Origin of the sequence: Candidatus Frankia alpina (genome assembly GCF_902806485.1) — a bacterium.
Taxonomy (GTDB): domain Bacteria; phylum Actinomycetota; class Actinomycetes; order Frankiales; family Frankiaceae; genus Frankia; species Frankia alpina.
This window is the reverse complement of the sequence record NZ_CADCWT010000080.1, coordinates 1-18,870: the sequence shown is the minus strand read 5'-3', so window position 1 is coordinate 18,870 and position 18,870 is coordinate 1. Positions and strand designations below refer to the sequence as shown.

The 18,870-nt window shown below is 72.0% G+C and carries 17 protein-coding genes and 1 pseudogene; 15 read left to right on the top strand and 3 right to left on the bottom strand.

All coding sequences use genetic code 11. The features are described 5' to 3' along the window. Positions 1 to 180: 180 nt before the first annotated feature. The 12 genes from G6R25_RS11200 (at position 181) to G6R25_RS11155 (ending at position 12,954) form a co-directional block, all read left to right on the top strand. A complete protein-coding gene (locus G6R25_RS11200) occupies positions 181 to 2,229 on the top strand; it encodes a hypothetical protein (RefSeq protein WP_163552928.1) in 2,049 nt (682 codons plus the stop codon). A gap of 229 nt (positions 2,230 to 2,458) precedes the next feature. Further along, positions 2,459 to 3,622 carry a TAXI family TRAP transporter solute-binding subunit gene (locus G6R25_RS11195; protein WP_163552927.1) on the top strand — a complete coding sequence of 388 codons (1,164 nt, stop codon included), beginning with the start codon at positions 2,459 to 2,461 and terminating at the stop codon, positions 3,620 to 3,622. A 71-nt stretch (positions 3,623 to 3,693) separates the two neighbouring features. Further along, positions 3,694 to 5,142, top strand: coding sequence for a serine/threonine-protein kinase (locus G6R25_RS11190; RefSeq protein WP_163552926.1), 1,449 nt, complete (start codon positions 3,694 to 3,696; stop codon positions 5,140 to 5,142). 193 nt (positions 5,143 to 5,335) lie between these two features. Continuing rightward, positions 5,336 to 5,617, top strand: coding sequence for a hypothetical protein (locus tag G6R25_RS30355; RefSeq protein WP_419469341.1), 282 nt, complete (start codon positions 5,336 to 5,338; stop codon positions 5,615 to 5,617). Beyond that, on the top strand, positions 5,575 to 6,294 hold the full coding sequence (locus G6R25_RS30350) for a serine/threonine-protein kinase (RefSeq protein WP_419469340.1): 720 nt from the start codon (positions 5,575 to 5,577) through the stop codon (positions 6,292 to 6,294). The genes G6R25_RS30355 and G6R25_RS30350 overlap by 43 nt, the downstream gene beginning before the upstream one ends. Positions 6,295 to 6,574: 280 nt before the next feature. Continuing rightward, on the top strand, positions 6,575 to 7,444 hold the full coding sequence (locus G6R25_RS30345) for a fibronectin type III domain-containing protein (RefSeq protein ID WP_419469339.1): 870 nt from the start codon (positions 6,575 to 6,577) through the stop codon (positions 7,442 to 7,444). 86 nt (positions 7,445 to 7,530) lie between these two features. Then, positions 7,531 to 8,442, top strand: a complete 912-nt coding sequence (locus tag G6R25_RS11180) for a class I SAM-dependent methyltransferase (RefSeq protein ID WP_163552925.1) — start codon at positions 7,531 to 7,533, stop codon at positions 8,440 to 8,442. Between the two features lie 492 nt (positions 8,443 to 8,934). After that, positions 8,935 to 9,420 carry an OmpA family protein gene (locus G6R25_RS11175; protein ID WP_235948049.1) on the top strand — a complete coding sequence of 162 codons (486 nt, stop codon included), beginning with the start codon at positions 8,935 to 8,937 and terminating at the stop codon, positions 9,418 to 9,420. A 131-nt stretch (positions 9,421 to 9,551) separates the two neighbouring features. After that, entirely contained in the window at positions 9,552 to 10,301 is a 750-nt protein-coding gene (locus G6R25_RS11170) for a hypothetical protein (RefSeq protein ID WP_163552923.1), read from the top strand. 352 nt (positions 10,302 to 10,653) lie between these two features. Further along, positions 10,654 to 11,139 (top strand): hypothetical protein, encoded by a 486-nt coding sequence (locus G6R25_RS11165; RefSeq protein WP_163552922.1) that lies wholly within the window; start codon positions 10,654 to 10,656, stop codon positions 11,137 to 11,139. A 66-nt stretch (positions 11,140 to 11,205) separates the two neighbouring features. Beyond that, positions 11,206 to 12,282, top strand: coding sequence for a hypothetical protein (locus G6R25_RS11160; protein ID WP_163552921.1), 1,077 nt, complete (start codon positions 11,206 to 11,208; stop codon positions 12,280 to 12,282). A 171-nt stretch (positions 12,283 to 12,453) separates the two neighbouring features. Then, complete coding sequence (locus tag G6R25_RS11155) at positions 12,454 to 12,954, top strand: GNAT family N-acetyltransferase (protein WP_163552930.1); 501 nt, start codon at positions 12,454 to 12,456, stop codon at positions 12,952 to 12,954. Positions 12,955 to 13,206: 252 nt separating this feature from the next. Here the strand turns inward: G6R25_RS11155 and G6R25_RS11150 are convergent, their stop codons facing one another. Both G6R25_RS11150 and G6R25_RS11145 read right to left on the bottom strand, forming a co-directional pair. Further along, on the bottom strand, positions 13,207 to 14,268 hold the full coding sequence (locus G6R25_RS11150) for a 1-acyl-sn-glycerol-3-phosphate acyltransferase (protein WP_163552920.1): 1,062 nt from the start codon (positions 14,266 to 14,268) through the stop codon (positions 13,207 to 13,209). Between the two features lie 17 nt (positions 14,269 to 14,285). Beyond that, positions 14,286 to 15,158: a patatin-like phospholipase family protein gene (locus G6R25_RS11145; protein WP_268904124.1), complete on the bottom strand. Its 873-nt coding sequence runs from the start codon at positions 15,156 to 15,158 to the stop codon at positions 14,286 to 14,288. A 220-nt stretch (positions 15,159 to 15,378) separates the two neighbouring features. Here G6R25_RS11145 and G6R25_RS11140 point away from each other — a divergent pair, with 220 nt between their 5' ends. Next, positions 15,379 to 15,942, top strand: coding sequence for a hypothetical protein (locus G6R25_RS11140; RefSeq protein ID WP_163552919.1), 564 nt, complete (start codon positions 15,379 to 15,381; stop codon positions 15,940 to 15,942). Between the two features lie 2 nt (positions 15,943 to 15,944). Further along, positions 15,945 to 17,093 (top strand): LLM class flavin-dependent oxidoreductase, encoded by a 1,149-nt coding sequence (locus tag G6R25_RS11135; protein ID WP_419469338.1) that lies wholly within the window; start codon positions 15,945 to 15,947, stop codon positions 17,091 to 17,093. Between the two features lie 175 nt (positions 17,094 to 17,268). Here the strand turns inward: G6R25_RS11135 and G6R25_RS11130 are convergent, their stop codons facing one another. After that, positions 17,269 to 18,108, bottom strand: coding sequence for an SDR family NAD(P)-dependent oxidoreductase (locus G6R25_RS11130; protein ID WP_163552917.1), 840 nt, complete (start codon positions 18,106 to 18,108; stop codon positions 17,269 to 17,271). Positions 18,109 to 18,505: 397 nt separating this feature from the next. Between G6R25_RS11130 and tnpA the strand changes: the two are divergent. Next, positions 18,506 to 18,870 (top strand): annotated as a pseudogene (tnpA, locus tag G6R25_RS11125) (IS200/IS605 family transposase); the annotation flags it as partial.

Below are 18,870 nucleotides of genomic sequence, written 5' to 3'. Positions count from 1 at the left end.
TCCGGACCCAAGGCGACGGGCATGGATCGAATAGCCGGGTAATTCCGGGCAAATAACGCAGAACCGCGGCCGATGCGTCGCCAACCGGTCGGGTCCCCCGCGGGAACGGGTATCTCCCGCGGGACCACTCCTACCAACGCCGGTCACACTGCGCACCAGATCAGGTACGTTTTGTTTGCAATGGGAGTAACCGGGGCGGATATCGTCGGCATCGTCGCGCATATCCCGACCAGTGCGGGCAGCGCGTCGGGCCGCGGGGCACTCGAGGGGGGGACCGTCGTGACCAGCTCCGAGATCAGCAGTACCGGAACCCCGCGAAGAGGGGCTCCAAAGACCAGCAATCTGGAAACCGGGGTCGCGGGCGCATTTCCGATCGTCAAGCCGGTCGGGCAGCGGCCGCCCACCACGCCGGCGGCCGTCCACGACCAGCGGCGCCGGCTGGTTCCACTCGCGGTGGCGCTCAGCTACCTGGCCCTGTCCGTCTGGATCTTCCGCGCGAGTTGGCAACATCTGGGGGAGATCACCTACGGCGGCGGTGACGCCTACCTGTTCTCGTGGTTCCTCGGCTGGACACCGCATGCGTTCGGCAATGGCCTCGACCCGTTCCTGACCCACCACATCAACTCCCCCGCGGGCGCGAACATCCTCTGGAGCACCCCGGTGGTGCTATTCGGCCTGCTCATGGCGCCGATCACCCTGCTCGGCGGTCCCGTGACCACGCTGACGGTGCTGCTCACGCTCGCCCCCGTGGTCAGCGGCCTCGCCCTGTTCTGGGTGCTGCGCCGCTGGGTCCGGAACTGCCCCGCCGCCCTTGCCGGCCTGCTCTACGGCTTCGGGCCCTACCTGATCGGCAGCTCCTACGGCCACTTGCACCTGGCGTTCGCCCCGTTCCCGCCGCTGCTGCTCCTGCTGCTCGACGATCTGGTCGTCCGCGGCCGCAGCCCGCGGCGCACGGGGATCCTGCTGGGATTCGCGGTCGCCGCGCAGGCCCTCATCGGCGAGGAGATCCTCGCGACCTCGGCGCTGACGGCGGCCGTCGGGCTCGTGGTTCTCGCCGCCCGCCACCGTGCGGCGGCCCGCGAGCGGCTGGGCCCGGCGCTGCGCGGTCTGGCGACAGCCGCACTGGTCGCCGCAGTCGGACTCGCCTGGCCGCTGGGCATGCAGTTTCTCGGCGGCCAGCGGGTCCACGGCTCGATCCAGCCGGCCGGCATCGCCGTGGCCGACCTGTGGAGCTTCGTCACGCCGACGCCGCTGCAGGAAATCGCCCCGAACCTCGCCCTGCGGCACAGCCTGCGCTTTACCGGCAACGCCGTCGAGGTCGGCGGCTACCTAGGGGTTCCGCTGATCCTGCTGGCGCTGGTCGCGACGGTCCGCGCGCGCCGTCACCCACTCGTCGGCGTCCTCGCCCCCGTCGGCCTGGTGATGGCGGTCCTCTCGCTAGGCGACCACCTGCACGTCGACGGCCGCGCCACGCGGATCCCGCTGCCCTGGCTGGTCCTCGAAAAGGTGCCGGTGCTCCACAACGCCCTGCCCTCACGGTTCGCGCTGTACGTGATGATGTGCGCGGCCGCCGTGACCGCCGTCGGCCTGGACCGGTGGCACGATGAGCATCGGCGCGCCACCGACCCTGCGGATGTCCTGCCGGTGGACGGCACGTTTCCGGACCTGGCCAGCCTCGGCGGGCACGGCGACGCGCACAGCGGGCCAGGCGGATGGCGCGGCTGGCTCGCCCGATCGGGCGCCGCCCTGGTGACCGCCGGCGCGCTGGCCGCGCTCGTCCCCGCCCCGCTGCTCACCACGCCGGCCCACACCCCCGCCTTCTTCACCGGCGACGGGGTGCGGCAGATCCCGGCGAACGCTACCGCCCTCGTCGTCCCCTACCCGCATCCCCAGCAGGCGGAGGCGATGCTGTGGCAGGCCGAGGCGCACTTCCGCTTCGTCATGCCTGGCTGCTACTGCACCGTGCCGGGCCCGACCGGTCGGGCCTCGTTCCACGGCCCCGGCGATGCCCTGACCGCTGCCCTCATCGACCTCGACAACGGCACGACGACGGCGACCGCCGCCCTCGGATCATCCCAGGTCCACGACGCATACAGGCGGTTGTCCCCGGACGCCGTCGTGCTGGGGCCGGCGCGGCGACCCGCCGAGCTGCGCGCGCTGCTGGGCAGCCTCGTCGGCCACCCGCCGCGGCACGTCGGCGGGGTCGACCTGTGGTTGCCCGCGCGGTGATCCACCGCGGGCGTCGCCCGCGCCGATGTCGCCCAGCGGACAAGCCGAGCCGCCGGGAAGAATCGTCGCCTGGAAGGGTTTGGCGAGAAGCTGGCCGCAGGAGGGACATTCGCGCCGCCCGGCCGGGAACCTGCCACGACGATTCCTCTACGATTTTCCGCATTCCGCGACCCCGGTTCGCAGGTCAACAGGTCGTCGCAGGTCAACAGTCCAGAGCGGAGGACGCGCGGTGTCGACGGACCAACCGGCGGGCCGCCGGCCGGAAAGGCTGACCCGACGCCAACGCGCCGCCGTGGTCGGCGTCGTCGTGCTCGCCGTGGCAGTCGCCGCTTCCCTCGCCGCGACAACCGGGGGTTCCTCGGCCGCGGGCGGCTGGCCGCCTGCCGGGCGGTCGGCATGCGCATCCGTACAGATCTTCACCGGCAGCGTCGGTTCCCCGTACAACCAGTTTGCCCGGGTGCTCCGTACCCGGCTCGAGGCGGCGCCGGAACACTTCGACGTGAACGTGGTGGAGACGGCCGGCTCCACGGAAAACATCTACGACCTGGAATCTCCCGAGCCGCCCCGCTGCGGATTGGCAATCGCCCAGCTCAACACCACCGTGGACGCCACCGAAGGGGTGAACCAGTTCGACCCGGCGCGCGGCGGCCACCAGGTGGTGGGCCTGCGCACCCTCGGGCCGGTGCACCAGGATCTGCTGCACGTGATCGTCCGGGACCGCCCGCTCGGCTCGGACGACCGGCAGGTCGACAGGCTGGCCGAACTGTACGACCGGACGATCGCGGCCGGCCAGCCGGGCTCGGGTGTCCGCCAGATCGGCGACGTCCTGCTACGGGTCGGCCTGCCCCACTGCCACCCCGACCTCGACGACTCCTCCATCGACGAAGCGCTGCGGCGGCTGTCCGCGGGCACGGTGGACGCGGTCGTCTGGGCCGGCGGCGCGGGCACCCGGCAGATCAGGACCGCCATCGCCGCCGGAGCCCGGCTGCGCCTGCTCGACCTATCCGAGTACCGGGCCCCGATCACGAAGGACTGGAACACGTTCTACGGCAACCGGGCGCACTTCTACGCCGGCGAGGTGTTCGGCGCCGGCGGCCTGGGCCCCGCGGACTACGCGGGAATCCGCCCGATCCGGACCGTCACGATTCCCAACGGCCTGATCGCCCGCGCCGACACCGACCCGGCGCTGGTCCGCCGGGCGACCGCCGAGCTGTACCGGGATCAGGGCGACTACGAGGGGGCGCTCTGGGGCGCCAACCCCGCGCACCGGCGCATCCCCGACGCCCTGTCCATTTACGAAGGGCCGATTTTCTGCTATATACCGCTGCATCCGGCAGCCGCGGAATACTACCTTCGACAATTCCAGCGGGTACCGAGCTGCGGGGCAACCTGACGTGACCGGGACCCGTAAACGCATGGAGCCCGAAGGCGGGGCCGCCGGAGACTGGGGCTAGAGGACACACCGTGCTAAGACCACTGACCGCTACCGACCCCAGGCTGGTGGGGCCGTACCGCCTGCACAACCGCATCGGCGCCGGGGGCATGGGTATCGTCTACCTCGGGTTCGCGGACGAGGAACTGCCGGTCGCGGTGAAGGTGCCGCACGAGGCGTATGCCAGCGATCCGGAGTTCCGGGCGCGGTTCCGCGCGGAGGTTTCGGCCGCGCGGCACGTTCGGGCGAGCACCATCGCCCAGGTGATCAACGCCGAGGTGGAGGGCCCACGCCCCTGGCTCGCGACGGAGTACGTGCCGGGCCCGACGCTGCACGCCGCCGTGCTGGAGCACGGGCCGCTCGTCGACCGGCATCTCGACAACCTCACAATCGGTCTCGCCGCCGCGCTGGAGGCCATCCACGGCGCCGCGGTCGTGCACCGCGACCTGAAGCCGGCAAACATCGTCATGTCCTGGACCGGACCGAAGGTCATCGACTTCGGTGTCGCCCGCTCGGCCGAGTACACCGGCTACACCCAGGACGGCGAGCTGGTCGGGACGATCGCGTGGATGTCCCCCGAGCAGCTCGACGGGCAGATGGCAACCCCAGCCTCCGACGTCTTCGCGTGGGCCTGCTGCGTGGTGTTCGCCGCGACCGGGCGGCGGCCGTTCCGCGGTGAGTCCCAGGAGATCGTCGCGCTGCGGATCGGAGCGGCCGAACCAGAGCTGGCCGGCACCCCCGACCGGTTGCTCGAGCCGGTCTCCCGCTGCCTGGCGAAGGATCCCGCGCTGCGTCCCTCGGCCGGCGAGCTCGTCGGGTTGCTCACCCGCCGGCTCTCCCTGCCCGACCGTGACCGTGACCGTGACCATGAAGATCATGACGAGACGCGGTTGGCGCGGCCCGGGCCGCCGCCGACCCCGCCCCCGGCCACCGACCCGCCTTCGCCATCCGTCGGGAACGACCCGGCCGGCGACGAACGTCTCGCCCCACCGGCCGCGCCAGCGGCGGTCCGACCGGTGGCAGGGTTGACCGGGGTGCTGCTCGCGCTGCTCGCCGCCGGCGGGCTCATCGGTGCGCTTGGGGTCTGGCTGGCAGGAACCGCCCGGGCCGGCCACGCGGTCCTCGGCCCCGCGGCCGCCACGGTCACCGGCGCGATCTGCGCCCAGATGCTGTTCCTGAGCAATCGCGCGATCGGTGTCGTGGTCACCGGCCTGGCCGCCTTCGCCGGTTCCGGTGGCGGGGTGCTGCTAGCCCGGGCCCTCGACGTCGACGAACCCGGCCGGGTGCTGCTGTCCGTGGTGGTCGCCCTGATCGTCGCCGCGGCCTGCGCGTTCGCCATGCTGCCGGCCCTGCCGGCCACCTTCGGCCCGCGCCCGGAGGTGCCCTCGGACCCGCCGGCCGAGGGTTCGGCCGGCGGCCCGCAGGCGTCGGTGCAGAGCGTCGACGATGCCGGACGGCCCCTGTTGCACCCGGCGCCCTGACGCCGACGGGTGGCCGGGGGCGCGGTACCGCCGCTGCCGGCATCGCGGGTGGCCCATGCCATGACGCCGCGACAAAGACGCAGATCAACGCGGGCGTTGCGGCCGGTGCTGGGCTGCGACCCGGCGCCCGTCCTGATATTTCGGTTCACCTGGGATGCTGGCCTGCGACAATGGACGAAGCCAAGGGGGTGTCGTGGCTGCCGTTCCGGAAGGCGACCGCGTGGTGGCGGGCCGATATCGACTCGTCGCGCGTCTGGGTGCGGGTGCGATGGGCACCGTCTGGCGCGCCTTCGATTCCGTCCTGGAAACCGAGGCCGCGCTCAAGGAAATCGAGTTCGCCGGTGGCGTCGCGGGCGCCGAGCGGGCGGACCGGGTAGAGCGCGCGAGGCGCGGCACGCCGCCAAACTTCGCGGCCACCCGCACGTCGTCACGATCCTCGACGTCGTCCTCGAGCACGGCCTGCCCTGGATCGTGATGGAGCTCGTGCCATCCCGCTCCCTGTTCGAGGTCGTGCGGGACGATGGCCCGCTGCCCGTCGCCGAGGTCGCCCGGATCGGGGTCGCGATGCTTGACGCGCTCGTCGCCGCCCGCGACCACGGCATCGTCCACCGCGATGTGAAACCGTCCAACGTGCTGATCGGGACGGACGGCCGGGTCGTGCTCACCGACTTCGGCATCGCCACCGGTGAAGGCGATCCGACCCTCACGGTCACCGGCGTGCTGGGAACGCCCCTCTACATGGCCCCGGAACGGCTCGACAACCGACCGGCGACCTTCGAGGCGGACCTGTTCAGCCTGGGGGGCACCCTGTACTTCGCCGTCGAGGGTCACCCGCCGTTCGAGCGGGACAGCTTCGGCGCGATGCTGGCCGCCATCCTGCTGTACCCGCCGGCCCCGACAGCGCGGGCCGGCGCCCTTGCCCCGGTGCTCGACGGCCTGCTGGCGAAGGACCCCGCTCGGCGCCTGGGCCCGCCCCGGGCCCGGGCGCTGCTCGAGCAGGCCGCCCACTCCCGGCCACAGCCCGGGATGGGCCGCGTGGACGCCCTGTCCTGGCACCTGCGGTACCCCAAGCCCCCCGGCGGGGACGCCGACGCGCCAGGCCGGTTCGCCGGCTCGATGCCGGCGGCCCCGACGGAATTCCGCCCCGGCTGATCCCGCCCCGTCCCGCAGCTGGAGTCCCACCGGCGCGGGCGCACCGGTCGGCGGTATCGACGACTGCGACGAGGCGACCCGGCTGGCCGGCCGGACCAGCCGCCAGCCGCCCCCCGACCGGCCACCGACACAGTTCCCCGAGGCACCGGACGCACTCGATGCCGCCGGCTTCCGAACGCCGCCCCCCGTCGCGCAGGGCACCGGCGATGCGGAGGCGCCGGCGCGGCCGGTCGAGCCGACGCCGGCGGATCGCCCGGCGGCGCCGGCGGAGCTCACCGCGGTGGAGCAGGACGGCGCGGTGCTGCTGCGTTGGGCGCCGTCGGTCACCCCGGGCGCGTCCTACCAGGTGTCACGGGTGCTCGAGGATCCGGCCGCCCCGAACGGCCGCCGCGAACGCAGCCTGGGCATCACCACCGGCACCGAGCTGTTCGATCCCGGGACGCCCCGGGGCGTCCCGCACTGGCACGAGGTGGTCGCGATGGTCACGGACCCCTCGGGCCGGCTGCACTCGACACCGGTCCGCACGCCGCCCCGCACCCTGTTGCCGCCGGTCACCGCGCTGCGAGCCGGCATGTTCGGCGACGCGGTCGCGCTGTCCTGGCGGCCCATGCCGGAGCGCGACGAGGTGATGATCGAGCGGACGTTCGCCGAAACCTCGCCGCTGTCGGGGGCGAAGCGCCGGTTCCGCGGCACCGGCGGCTACTTCCTCGACGAGGACACGGCACCGGGCGCGGTCTACCGCTACCAGGTGTGGACGGCCGGGTCGGACGGCTCGGACGCGCTGGCCCCCTCCGGAGCCGCGGAGGTGATGGTCCGGGTCGTCGCCCGGCCGCGGCCGGTGCTGGACCTGGAGGCGCGCGCCACCCTCGGCGGGACCGTGCTGCGGTGGACGACCATGCCCGGGGCCGTCGTCCGGATCTACGCGACGGAGGCCCCCGCGCAGGCCGGGCTGGTCGGCACCGGCCCGTTCGGACCGGCCGACCACGAGGTCGGCGCGGGCTCGCTGGAGGGCCGGGCCCGGCTGGTCGGGGAGAGCCGCCGCGGACGCCTCGTCGACCCGCAGCCGATCGGCACGGTCGTCTACACGCCGATCACGATCGCCGAGGACCGGGCCGTGATCGGCGCGGCGGTCAGCCACAGCGGAGACTGACCGGTCCCCCTGGTTCTCGTACCAGCGGCGGATGCTCGACGCCCCGCCGGGCGCCACCGCACGCGCGGATGCCAGCATGAACGACCATGGGTAGTCCAGACGACGCCGCCGCGACCGGCGGCGCAATCGACAGCGCAAATATGATCAACAGTGTGGACGCGGTCGACGGCATTGCCGATGATCAGCAGCCACCCGCCTACGGATACCTCGATATAGACCCCGACACCGCGCGGCGGGCCAGCCGCACCTACTGGGACGACGCGGCCGCGGATTACCAGGCCGAACACGGCACCTTCCTCGGTGACAGCGACTTCTGCTGGAGCCCCGAGGGGTTGCGCGAGTCCGAGCTCCGCCTGCTCGGGGACGTTGCCGGTCGCACAGTCCTGGAGGTCGGCTGCGGCGGTGCCCAGTGCGCGCGGTGGCTGCGGCGCCACGGCGCCCGGGTGGTCGGCTTCGACCTGTCCGGCGGCCAGCTTGCCCAGGCCCGCGCCTACGCGGCCCGCACCGGCATCGAGGTGGCGCTGGTGCAGGCCGACGCGGTCGCGCTCCCATTCGCGGACGAGAGCGTCGACGTGGCCTGTTCCGCGTTCGGCGCGGTCCCGTTCGTGGCCGACAGCGGGGCGGTGATGCGGGAGATCGCCCGGGTGCTGCGGCCCGGCGGACGCTGGGTGTTCTCGACGACCCATCCGTTCGTGTGGTGCCTGCCAGACGATCCGGACGAAAACGGGCTACGGGTGTTCCACAGTTACTTCGACCGGCGCGCCTACACCGAGCACGACGACTCCGGGCAGGCGATCTACACCGAGACGCATCGCACGATCGGCGACCGGGTCCGCGAAATCGTCGCGGCCGGGTTGATCCTGCACGACATCATCGAGCCGGAATGGCCTGCGGGCGAGGAGCGGACCTGGGGGCAGTGGGGGCCGGTACGCGGCAGGTACGTGCCCTCCACCTCCATCTTCGTCACGAGCCGGCCGACGGCCCGCCAGCTTTCGTAACCCGGCAGGTGTTAAGGCACCGAGGCCGGGCAGGCCCCGATCAGGCGTCACCGAATAAGCCGGAAATGGCACGAATATCGGACCGGAAACCGACGAAGAGGAGGCAACATCATGAAGATCCGGAACGCCTCCTCGACCACCACCGATACTCGCCACTGATCTCGTAGCGACGATCTCGTAGCGACAGCGCACCCGGGCGACCCCGGGGTCGTCTGCTGTCTGAACATCTCCCCTCGGCGAACTGCCGGAGCCCCGAACACGAACGCCGGCCGGCATGCATGCATGCGGCGAGTGAGGAACATTCCGCTCAACGCGACGCCAGGTTGTCCCACTGTGCACACAACGCCCGAGGGTGCGGGGAGGTACCCCGATCCCCCCCGTTATGGTGGGCCCCGCATTCGCCGTTGGGGGCAGACCGTGTATCACGCTCACTCCACACCCGGAGATGCCACGTTCAGGCGCGGCAATCCGGGGGTTCGCGCGTGCACGAGTGTGGCGCTCGCCGTGGCGCTGCTCGGCCTCGCGGCCGGGTGCTCCTCCAGCGGCGACACCGCCTCGTTCACCCCGGCTCCGCCTGCAACACGGGTCGCACCCACCGTCGAAGCGGATCCGCTACCGCCGCTGAGCAAGTTCATCACCCAACCGGACGGTAGTCGGGTGACAACAGTCAGCGCCGACTACCTGTTCGACTCGAACAGCAGCGAGCTACGGGGGGAGGCGATGACCGCATTGCGGCAGGTCCTGCCCGCGATCCGCGAGCATCCCGGCCCCATCTCGGTGATCGGCTACAGCGACGGGCTGGGCCAGACCGAGGACAACCAGAAGCTGTCGCTGGCGCGGGCGAAGTCCGTCGAGGCGTGGCTGGCGACGCAGAACATCCCCAGCTCCGTGCTGGATGTCGAGGGCCGGGACGAACAAGGCGCGCAGGATGACGCCGCCGACGCGAGCCGACGCCGAGTGGAGATCGTGCTTCGATGACATGCGACGTTTCCGCCTGTCCACCGGCGACCCCGGGCGCGGCCGGGACGGGCGAACCTGCGCCCCGGGGCCGAGTACGGGGCCGAGGCCGCCGCCTACGCGGCCGGCTGGCCGGGCTGGTGGCCGCAGCCATGCTGGCGACGCCGATGCTCGCGGCCTGCAACGCCGGCGGCCTGGTCGGCGCGTCCAAGGCGGACGGCCCACCCGACTGCTCCAAGTACCAGGAGTCCACGCCCAAGGCCGGCGCCCCGCTGCTGCTGGTGCTGCTCGACGTGACCGACAACTCGGCCGCGGCCGCGCAGCGCGTCGCGACCCGGGTGCAGCCCTACCTCGACACAGCGCTGAAGGACGGCTCCTACATTCGGCTGGTCGCCAGCGGTGGCACGGCCATGACGTACTCGGACTGCTTCCACGGCGACCGAATGTTCCAGATCAAAAGGAACAACAACCGCCGCGAGGAGAAGGACCGGGTCGCCGCCGCCAAGGCGCTCGGAACGGAGATCGACCACGTCGTCCAGACCGAGCGGGTCAGCGCGAAGGGCAGCGCCACGGGCCTGCTCGCCGGCATCAACGACGAGCTCAACACCGTCCGTTCCACGCCCGGCGTGTTGGTCACCGACGTGACCGTCCTCGTCTGGAGCGACCTGCTCGGCACCGGTCAGGACACCGACTGTCTCAACGTCGACGGCAAGAAGGCGTCCGCGTCCATCGCCGAGGCACTGGTGAAACGGTGCTTCGAAACCCAGCAGATCACCGCGGTCGGAAACGACAAGGTCCGGTTCCTCGGCGTCAACGAGGGCGCGACGGATCGGCCGCAGCAGGATCTCGCCCGTTACCTCAAGGGCGAACTGTGCCGACGGATCAGCAGTGACTGCAGCTAGCTCCGCCCCACGCCGCCCGCCTTTCCGGCCGTCGTCGCCCGTCGGCGGCCGCTATGGCCGGGCGAGCGTCCCGTCGCCCGGGCACGGATCACGGCGGGGCAGTTCCCGCGCGGGTCTCGGGCACCGGCGCCCGCGCCCATCCCGGCCCGATCCCTTCGAAGGCGGCACACTGACCACGCTGACCGATCCCGCCGCGGCAGCCCTTCCCACCGCGGCAGCCGCGCCGGCCGCGGCAGCGCCCGAGCTCCCGGAACCCCCCGTCCGCAACCGCCGCGGCACGCGCCACCCCGATCCATCCGAACCGCTGCTGGCCACGATGGCGCCGGTGGAACCCAAGCTGAGGAAACGACCGATGGGCGTTCTATACGAGCCCGAGGACCAGCACTTCAGCCCCGCCCTGATGCGCTCGACGGTTGTGATCACCGGCTGCTTGGTCATGCTCGCGGTACTGGAGATCTGGGTCTGCTTGACCCTGTCGTCCTCGTTCGCCAAGGTCTCCGTCACCGGATCGATGATCGTGACGGCGCTCAGCTTCTTCATCACCGGCAACACCTTCCGGCTGCGCGACATCCGGCGCCGGGTGGGCAACCGGGCCCGAGCCGGCCGGATCGCCCCGATCGACGCGCTGTCGACCCTGCCGCCGCGGGAGACGATCGCCCGCCGCTTCATGCTCGGCACCGTCGGCGCCGTCGTCGGCGTCGGCACCCTTGTACTGACCATGATCTTCTCCGGCGACGAGCAGCAGGGTGCGCGTGAGGCCATGGTCGCCTCGGTACTCGGCATCGTCTGCGCCATGCTCTGCTTCGTCGGCGGGACCTTCGCCCGCCCCATCGACTAGCCGCCCATCCCCCGATCCACTAACCGCCCATCGGGACTGACACCGGAAAAGTAGGAGCCTGAAACGGTGCTGCGCAGGGGAAACCAGCCAGGTCGTCTGGCCAAGCAGCTCATCCGCCGGGTGGGAGACGCCGACATCGCGCTGGCGGGCGCGGAAACCCGCCCCAAGGTCCTCAAGAGCCTGGAGGAGGCGGAGGTCCAGGAGGTCCGGGCCTCCGTCCGAGCTGATGACCGGACCCTTGAGGAGCTGATCGCCGAGCTCCGGATGGAGATCGACTCTCGGGCCGAACGCCGCGAACGGCGGACCAAGCTGATCAAGAACAAGGTCGAGCAGGGCCGGTTGTGGCGCAGCGTCGGGGTGCAGGAGCGCATCCCGCAGATGGCGTTGGCGGGGCCGGCCCGCACAGTCGTCCTGACGCTGCTCGCGGCGCTGGACTTCTACGTGTTCGCGCAGTCCTACGCGGTGCTCGCCGACATCGGCGGCTACGGCCCGGAATGGTGGCTCGGCGGCCTGCTCGGCGTCGCCGTGTTCATCGCCGGGGTGGCGCTCGCGCACGGGATCAAGGCGTCCATTCTCGCCCGCGCCCAGAAGCAGATGCTCGCCGACGCCGACGCCGCCCGCTTCAAGATCGATATCGATGTCCGCGAGCAGCTCGTCGAGTCGAAGTCGTCTCCGCTTGCGCTGACCCTGACCACGACGATCTTCCTGCTGCTGTCCATCGCCGGGGTCCTCGTGCGCACCCAGGGCACGGCCGGCGAGAGCACCGGTGGCGCGGTGATCCTGTTCCAGGCGCTGATCCCGCTTGTCGCCGTGGCGGTCGAGCTGTACCTGCACGACCCGACGGAGCGCGACGAGCCGATGCCGAACATCGTCGACCGCCGGCTGGAACGGCGCCTGGCCAAGGCTGAACACCGGCTGCGCATCGTCGCCGCCCAGGTCGAGGCGAAGGTGTCGCAGATCGAGAAGCTCTACCGGGTCGAGGAGGCCATCCTCGACGTCGAGCAGAAGGACATGGGCCTGCGCCACACCACCGACCTCGTGCTCGGCGGCGGCCACATCCCGACCATGCCGACGAACGGCCGGGTCGCCGAGGTGGACCGCGACCAGCTGGAGAAGACCATCAAGATGGCCCGCCGGTCCTAACTGGCCGTTACTCCTAGGGAAGTCGCCCGGAGATCTGCCCGGGCGGCGGGGCGCGCGGTACTGCCGGCAGGCCTGCGCCCCTTCCGGTTCCCAAAAGTTGGCCCCTCCATGGTCACCAGGCGCCTGCATGAACCTGCCGAACAAGGCTCGGGGCGCAGTAGCGTCGCGGGCGTGGTTCCCTCTCCAACGTCCCGGCTGCGGTTCCGTCAGATGGCTCCGGAAGATCTTGATGCAATGGCCGGCCTGCTCGGAGACGAACAGGTCATGACCTACTACCCGGCCCCGAAGACGCGTGAGCAGGCAGCCGCGTGGATCGCCTGGAACCAGGACAACTACGCCCGGTTCGGGCACGGGCTGTGGATCGTCGAGACCCACAACGGGACCTTCGTCGGGGACTGCGGGCTCACCTGGCAGAAGGTCAACGGCGCCCTGATGCTCGAGGTCGGCTACCACGTCCTGCCCCGTCTGTGGGACCAGGAACTGGCCAGCGAGGCGGCAGCAGCCTGCAGAGACTTTGCCCGCGACCAGCTCGGCGCGAAACAGCTCGTGGCGATACTCCACCCCAAAAACACGGCATCGCGACGCGTAGCAGAGAAGACCGGGATGCGGCACGTCGCTGACGACCATGGCGGGCAAATCGCCGTGCGCACCGTGCTCGGGATAGACCTGTAGTTCCCCCAGCCGCCGCAGCCTTCGCCGCGGCCGTGCGGAAGCTGGCCACGCGGCTCTCGCCCGGGGAGAAGAACGGCCGGAAACGGATGGCGGAGCTGACCGTCGTCCATGGCGGCGGCTGGTGCGGCATGAGCTGCTGGTCTGGGAGCCCCGGACCGGGGGCCGCCCCCTCGAACCGGTCCGGGGCCGCACTCAAGCACAGACGAACGCCCGTTCGCAACGCCATTCTCACTACGGCCCCGTTGACAGTGGTCATCCAGACCATGGGATCGACCGGTCGGCCGGCGACGCCGGGCCGCCCGCCGGTGGCCGGCTCGTGCCGAGGGCGCGCTGGGCACCGATCCAGGCGTTCACCACCGCCCAGTGCATGGTGAGCCACTGCCGCCGGTCCGATTCGGAGCCGGGGATCTCGGTTGCGGGCACCCACCACCAGCGCAGCAGCAGCGGCGTCGTGAACGGCAGCGCCCGCCAGACCTCGCCCGGGGCGCTGAGCTCGTCGAGGCCGGCATGCGCGACGATCACAGTGGCGGCGATCCGGCCGGTGGCGAGCGCGGCGAGCACCCCGGCCGGCCGCGGCGGCAGGACTGCGTCGAGGTCCTCGGCGACGGCGGCCCGGTCCCACTGTCCGCAGGCCCGCAGCCGGGCGATCAGCCGCAGCCGGCGCGGCGGGGTGAAGTTCGCCCCCTCCGGGAAGATCACCAATGCCTCGCCGGTGCCCAGGCCACGCGCGAGCTCGCCGATCTGGGCCGCGGCGTGGTCGTCCGACCCGTCGTTACGCAGGAAGCAGGCGCCGAGCCGGCCGAGCAGGATGTCGATCGCCGGGTCGAGCTGGAGTCGGTCGATCAGCACCACCCGCGGGATCCGGTGGTAGCGGCTGAGCAGCAGGTGGATGAGCACGAACGAGTCCCCCGGGCCGGCATGCCGGCTGAGCACGAGCACGGGCCGCCCCCCGGCGTCCGCCGTGCCCGCGGGCGTCTCGGTGATCTCCAGGCGCAGCCCGACCAGCAGCCGGGCGGCGGCGACCAGCCGATCCAGCGCCCGGCGCACCAGCCACACGTGCGCCGCCTCCCACCGCCGGCGCAGGGCCGGCCGGGCCAGCCACAATCCGAACGCGGCGACGATCAGCACCACCTCGGCGGTCAGGTAGGCCGCGGCGAGCAGGGCCGCCCGTGACAGCCGCAGCCGGCGGTCGACCGGCACGGCCAGCAGGCCGAGCGCGGCGACGGCCACCCCGATCAGGGCCAGCGCCGCCGCCGGCGGCACGAACAGCGGGTCGAGCAGGAACCGGCGGATCGCCCACGGTGGAACGCCCAAGGCGTCAACCCTCCAGCTCAGGAGACATCGAGCGACCTGGCCCGGCCGCCGGCGGTGAGGTCGAGGTACGCCGCGGTGGCCTGTCGGGCCTGCTGGATGCGCCGGTTCAGACCCGAGGTGGAGCGGTAGCGCAGCGGCACCAGCGGGGCGCCGCGTTCCCCGACCGGCAGCACGTGGACGGCGACGCCGCTGGGCAGCCGGGCCATCGCCTCGGTGAAGCCACGCCGGCGGGCGATCTCGAAGGCGACCAGACCGGCCTCCCACGGCCAGCGCGGCGGCCGCAGCGGCCGTTCGATCCGGCCGACGTGCAGGACGTAGACGGTGTGGGCACCGAGCTCCACCGCCCGCCCGACCGGGTTGCTGTCGACGATCCCGCCGTCGATGAAGTGTTCCTCGCCGATGCGCACCGGGGGCAGCAGCGCCGGGACCGCGCAGGAGGCGAGCACCGCCTCGACGAGCGGCCCGCGGTCGAACCAGTGCGCGGCGGCGCGTTCGATGCTCGCCGCGACGCACTGGAACCGCACCGGCAGGTCCTCGATCGGCTCGGCTGGCAGGTGCGTGCGCAGCAGCGCGCGCAGCGGGGCGTTGGAGTGCAGGTGGCCGTGCTGGACGACGGTGGCCAGCCGCCGCGCCGGGCCCCCCGCGAACACGTCGGAGATGCCGAGCTGCGACCACAGCTCGGTCAGCCGGTCGATTGTGGCGGGCGCAGGTTCGGCCGCCACCGCGGCGCCGTTGATCGCACCGACGGAGGTGCCGACCACCAGGTCGGGCAGGATGCCGGCGTCGAACAGGGCGGCGAGCATGCCGACCTCTCTCGCGCCGAGGATGCCACCCCCTCCGAGGACGAAGGCCACCCCCGCCCCGGCGGCCACCCTCGCCTTCGCGTCCACCCACACCCCATCCGCCGAACCGCCCGTCCTGCGCCGACCGCTCGCGGCCCGTGGCAGCGATCGATCACCTCCTTCCCCGATCCGAGCCGGCCGACCCGTCCGGTTCCGGATCGTCTTCGCCACTCCCCGTCCGCGCCGTCCGCACCGTCCGCGACCGGCGCGGCCACGCCACCGGCGCCCACCCGTCGGGAAACGATCCCCGACGGGGACAATGACCGGCATGCTTTCCGACGACGACGTGGATGAGATCGTTTTCAAGGCAGCGGGCAACGGCGATCACCGTGGGGCGGCGGCCACCCTGGAGACGCTGGCCGAGCGGCCCGCCGCTCACAGCAAGACGGTCACCCGGGCCTCCCTGCTCGTCGACGCGGGCAGCCAGTACGGGCTCGCCGAGGACTGGAACGAGGCGACCCGCTGCTATCGCGCCGCCGTGGCCGACGGCGGCGCCTGCCCCATCGACCCCCGCGCCTGGTTGCACGATGGACTGCTGCGCAGCGGGCAGACCGAGCAGGCCGGCTCGCTGCGGGCGGAGTTGAAAGCGGCGAAGTCGGGCGATCCGGGCGTCTACGAGGCCGTCGCCGAGAGCCTGGAGGAGGCCGGCCTGCTCGAGGACGCCCACACCTGGTTCACGATGGGCTACCACCGCTGCGAGCGGGCTCCGGTGCCGGACTTCCTGCTCGACCTTCTGCTCGTCGGGCGCCGTCGGGTGCGCATGGCGCTCGGCCATCCCAGCGATGCCCTCGACGAGGTCGCCGAGGACTACATGGAGACGGTCGGCGGCTGACCATGACCGCGACCGGCGCGGGCGGCGCGGTGGCGGGCGGGGAAGACGGCGGCCCCGTCACATCGTTGGAACCTCGCGTGAACCCGACCCGAAGCGTCCCCCTGTCCGTGCTGGACCTCGTGCCGGTCGGCACCGGAACGACACCCGCCGATGCGGTCCGCGGATCGCTTGACCTCGCCCGGCACGCCGAACGGCTCGGATTCACCCGATACTGGCTGGCGGAGCATCACGGCATGCCTGGCATCGCCAGTTCGGCGACGTCCATTCTCATCGGCCAGGTCGCCGCGGCCACCAGCACGATCCGGGTGGGTTCCGGCGGCGTGATGCTGCCCAACCACGCGCCGCTGGCCGTCGCCGAGCAGTTCGGCACCCTCGGTACCCTGTTCCCCGGCCGAATCGACCTCGGGATCGGCCGGGCCCCCGGCACGGATCCCGCCACCGCCCGGGCGTTGCGGCGCACCGCCGGGCTGCTCGCCGTCGACGATTTCCCCGAGCAGCTCTCCGAGCTGACCACCTTCCTCTCCGGCGGCGAGTTCGCCGCCGACCACGCGATGCGCGGCGTCCACGCGTTCCCGCAGGCTCAGGTACCGCCGATCTGGCTGCTGGGGTCCAGCGGCTACAGCGCCCAGGTGGCCGGGGTGCTCGGCCTGCCGTTCGCCTTCGCGCATCACTTCAGCCCGGCCAACACGGTGCCGGCGCTCGAGCTGTACCGCCGCTCGTTTCGCCCCTCGCCCGGCCGGGAGCGTCCGTACGCGATCGTGGCCGCTGCCGTGGTCTGCGCCGAGGACGACGAGCGCGCCGAATGGCTCGCCGCCCCCGTCCGGCTGGCCATGCTGCGGATCCGCGGCGGCCGTCCCGGCGTCTTCCCCTCCCCCGAGGAGGCCGCCGCGCACTCCTGGACCCCGCAGGAACGGGCTGCGGCCGAGAACGCGACGGCGTCGCACATCGTCGGCTCCCCGTCGACCGTCCGCGCCGGGCTCGACGCCCTGCTCGACGTGACCGACGCCGACGAGATCATGATCACCACGAATGCCCACCGGCCGGCGGACCGGATCCGCTCCTACGAGCTGGTCGCCGAGATCAGCGGCCTGGCGCAGGCCCGCCCGGCCGCGCCGGTGGCCACCCCGGTGGGAGCGGCCCGCTCGCGCTGACCCCGCCGACGCCGACACAACCGACGCCCCCCGACCGGGCCACTGCGGGGTCGCCCGGTCGGGGGATGGGTCGATCGGCCGCCGGATGAGCGCGTCGCGGCACGAACCCTCACGGCGGCCGGCGGCCGGGGTGGTCCGATCGGACCGCACTCAGCGGCCGGTCGGAGTAGCCCGATCAGGCGGCGCGGCGGCTCCTGGGTACTGCGCCCGGCAGCGCGGCCAGCGACCCGGACCGCAACACCCGCTCGGTGATCCGCGCGACCAGGCCGCGAGGCAGCAGCCGGGAGGCGTTGGAGGTCAGGAAGTTCAACCGGCCGTCGATGACGTAGGCCTGACCCCGGTCGAGAGCGCGGAAGGCCGCCACCACCACCTCATCGGTGGTCCGCAACCGGCCGCCGGCGGACATCTGCGAGCCCAGCGCCTCGAAGAAGTTCGTGTCGGTCGGCCCCGGGCACAGGGCGAGCACGCGCACCCCGCGAGGCCGGCATTCGGCCCACAGGCCGATGGAGAACGACAGGACGAAGGCCTTGGAGGCTCCGTAGACCGCCATGTAGGGGACGGCCTGGAAGCCCGAGGTCGACGACACGTTGATGATGGTGCCGGAGCCCCGGGCGACCATCGCCGGCAGGAACAGGTGCGCGACCCGCTCCACCGCAACGACGTTCAGCATCACCTCGCGGTGGTCTCGGTCGGCGGACAGCTCGTGGTACGGCCCCCGGGTTCCGAAGCCGGCGTTGTTGACGAGGATGTCGATCTCCAAGCCGGTTTCGGCGACCGCCTTGGCGAGCTCGTCGGGGCCGTTCTCCTCGGCGAGGTCGATGGGCACGGCGTGCACGTCAACCCCGTAGCGGGTGCCGAGCCGCTCCGCGACCTCCTGCAGCTTGGACTCCGCGGGCGCCACCAGGACGAGGGTGGCGCCCCGGGCCGCATACGCCTGCGCGAAGGCCGCGCCGATACCTGACGACGCCCCTGTGACCAGGGCGGTGTTCATCTGAAGATCCGCTTGCGCGGTCATGGTCCTCCCTGCTCTGCCTGGCGCGTGACCATGTTTGAATCCAGCGCACGGCAAGCGATGATGTCAGGAAATGACATCATCGGACATCTCAGGATGGACCGGACAGTTGCCGTCATCACCGACATACCTGTAGGTGCGGGCCCGTCAGTGGGGGAATGCCCTGCGGCGCAGGTCTTTCACGCCCGATCGAGCAGGTGGCGCTCCCGGACCGCGCCGACCGACAGGGTGCGGTAGCCCACGTCGTCGAACAGCACTGTGATGCGATCGCCATCCTCCTTGACGACCTGCCCCCCGGCCCCATCAAAGACCTCCGGAGGGGACTGACGCCTTCAGGCGTCCGGGGAATCCGGTACGGACCCGTACCGGTTGGACCAGCAACGCTGGTATAGCCAGATGAATGTCCCGTCAGGTGACGGTCGGCGTGGGTGGCGCCTACGACCTTGGCTATCACGTCGCGTGGTGCCCGCAGTACGCCCCCTGCCCCGTCCTGACCGGCGCCGTCCGGGACCGCTGCGACGAGCAGGTCCGCGCCGAGTGCGCCGAACACGACTGGCCGGTCGTTGCGTTGGAGATCGAACTGGACCATGTTCACCTGTTCGTCGAGGCTCACCCGTTGCATTCCCCGTCGTACGCCGCCAACCAGGTGATGGGGGCTTCACGTCCCACGTGCTGTGCGCCGAGTTCGCGCACCTGCGGTCCGGGATGCCCCCCTGTGGTCCTTGGTCGTGCTTCGTTGCCACTGAGCCTTTCCCGGTAACGTTT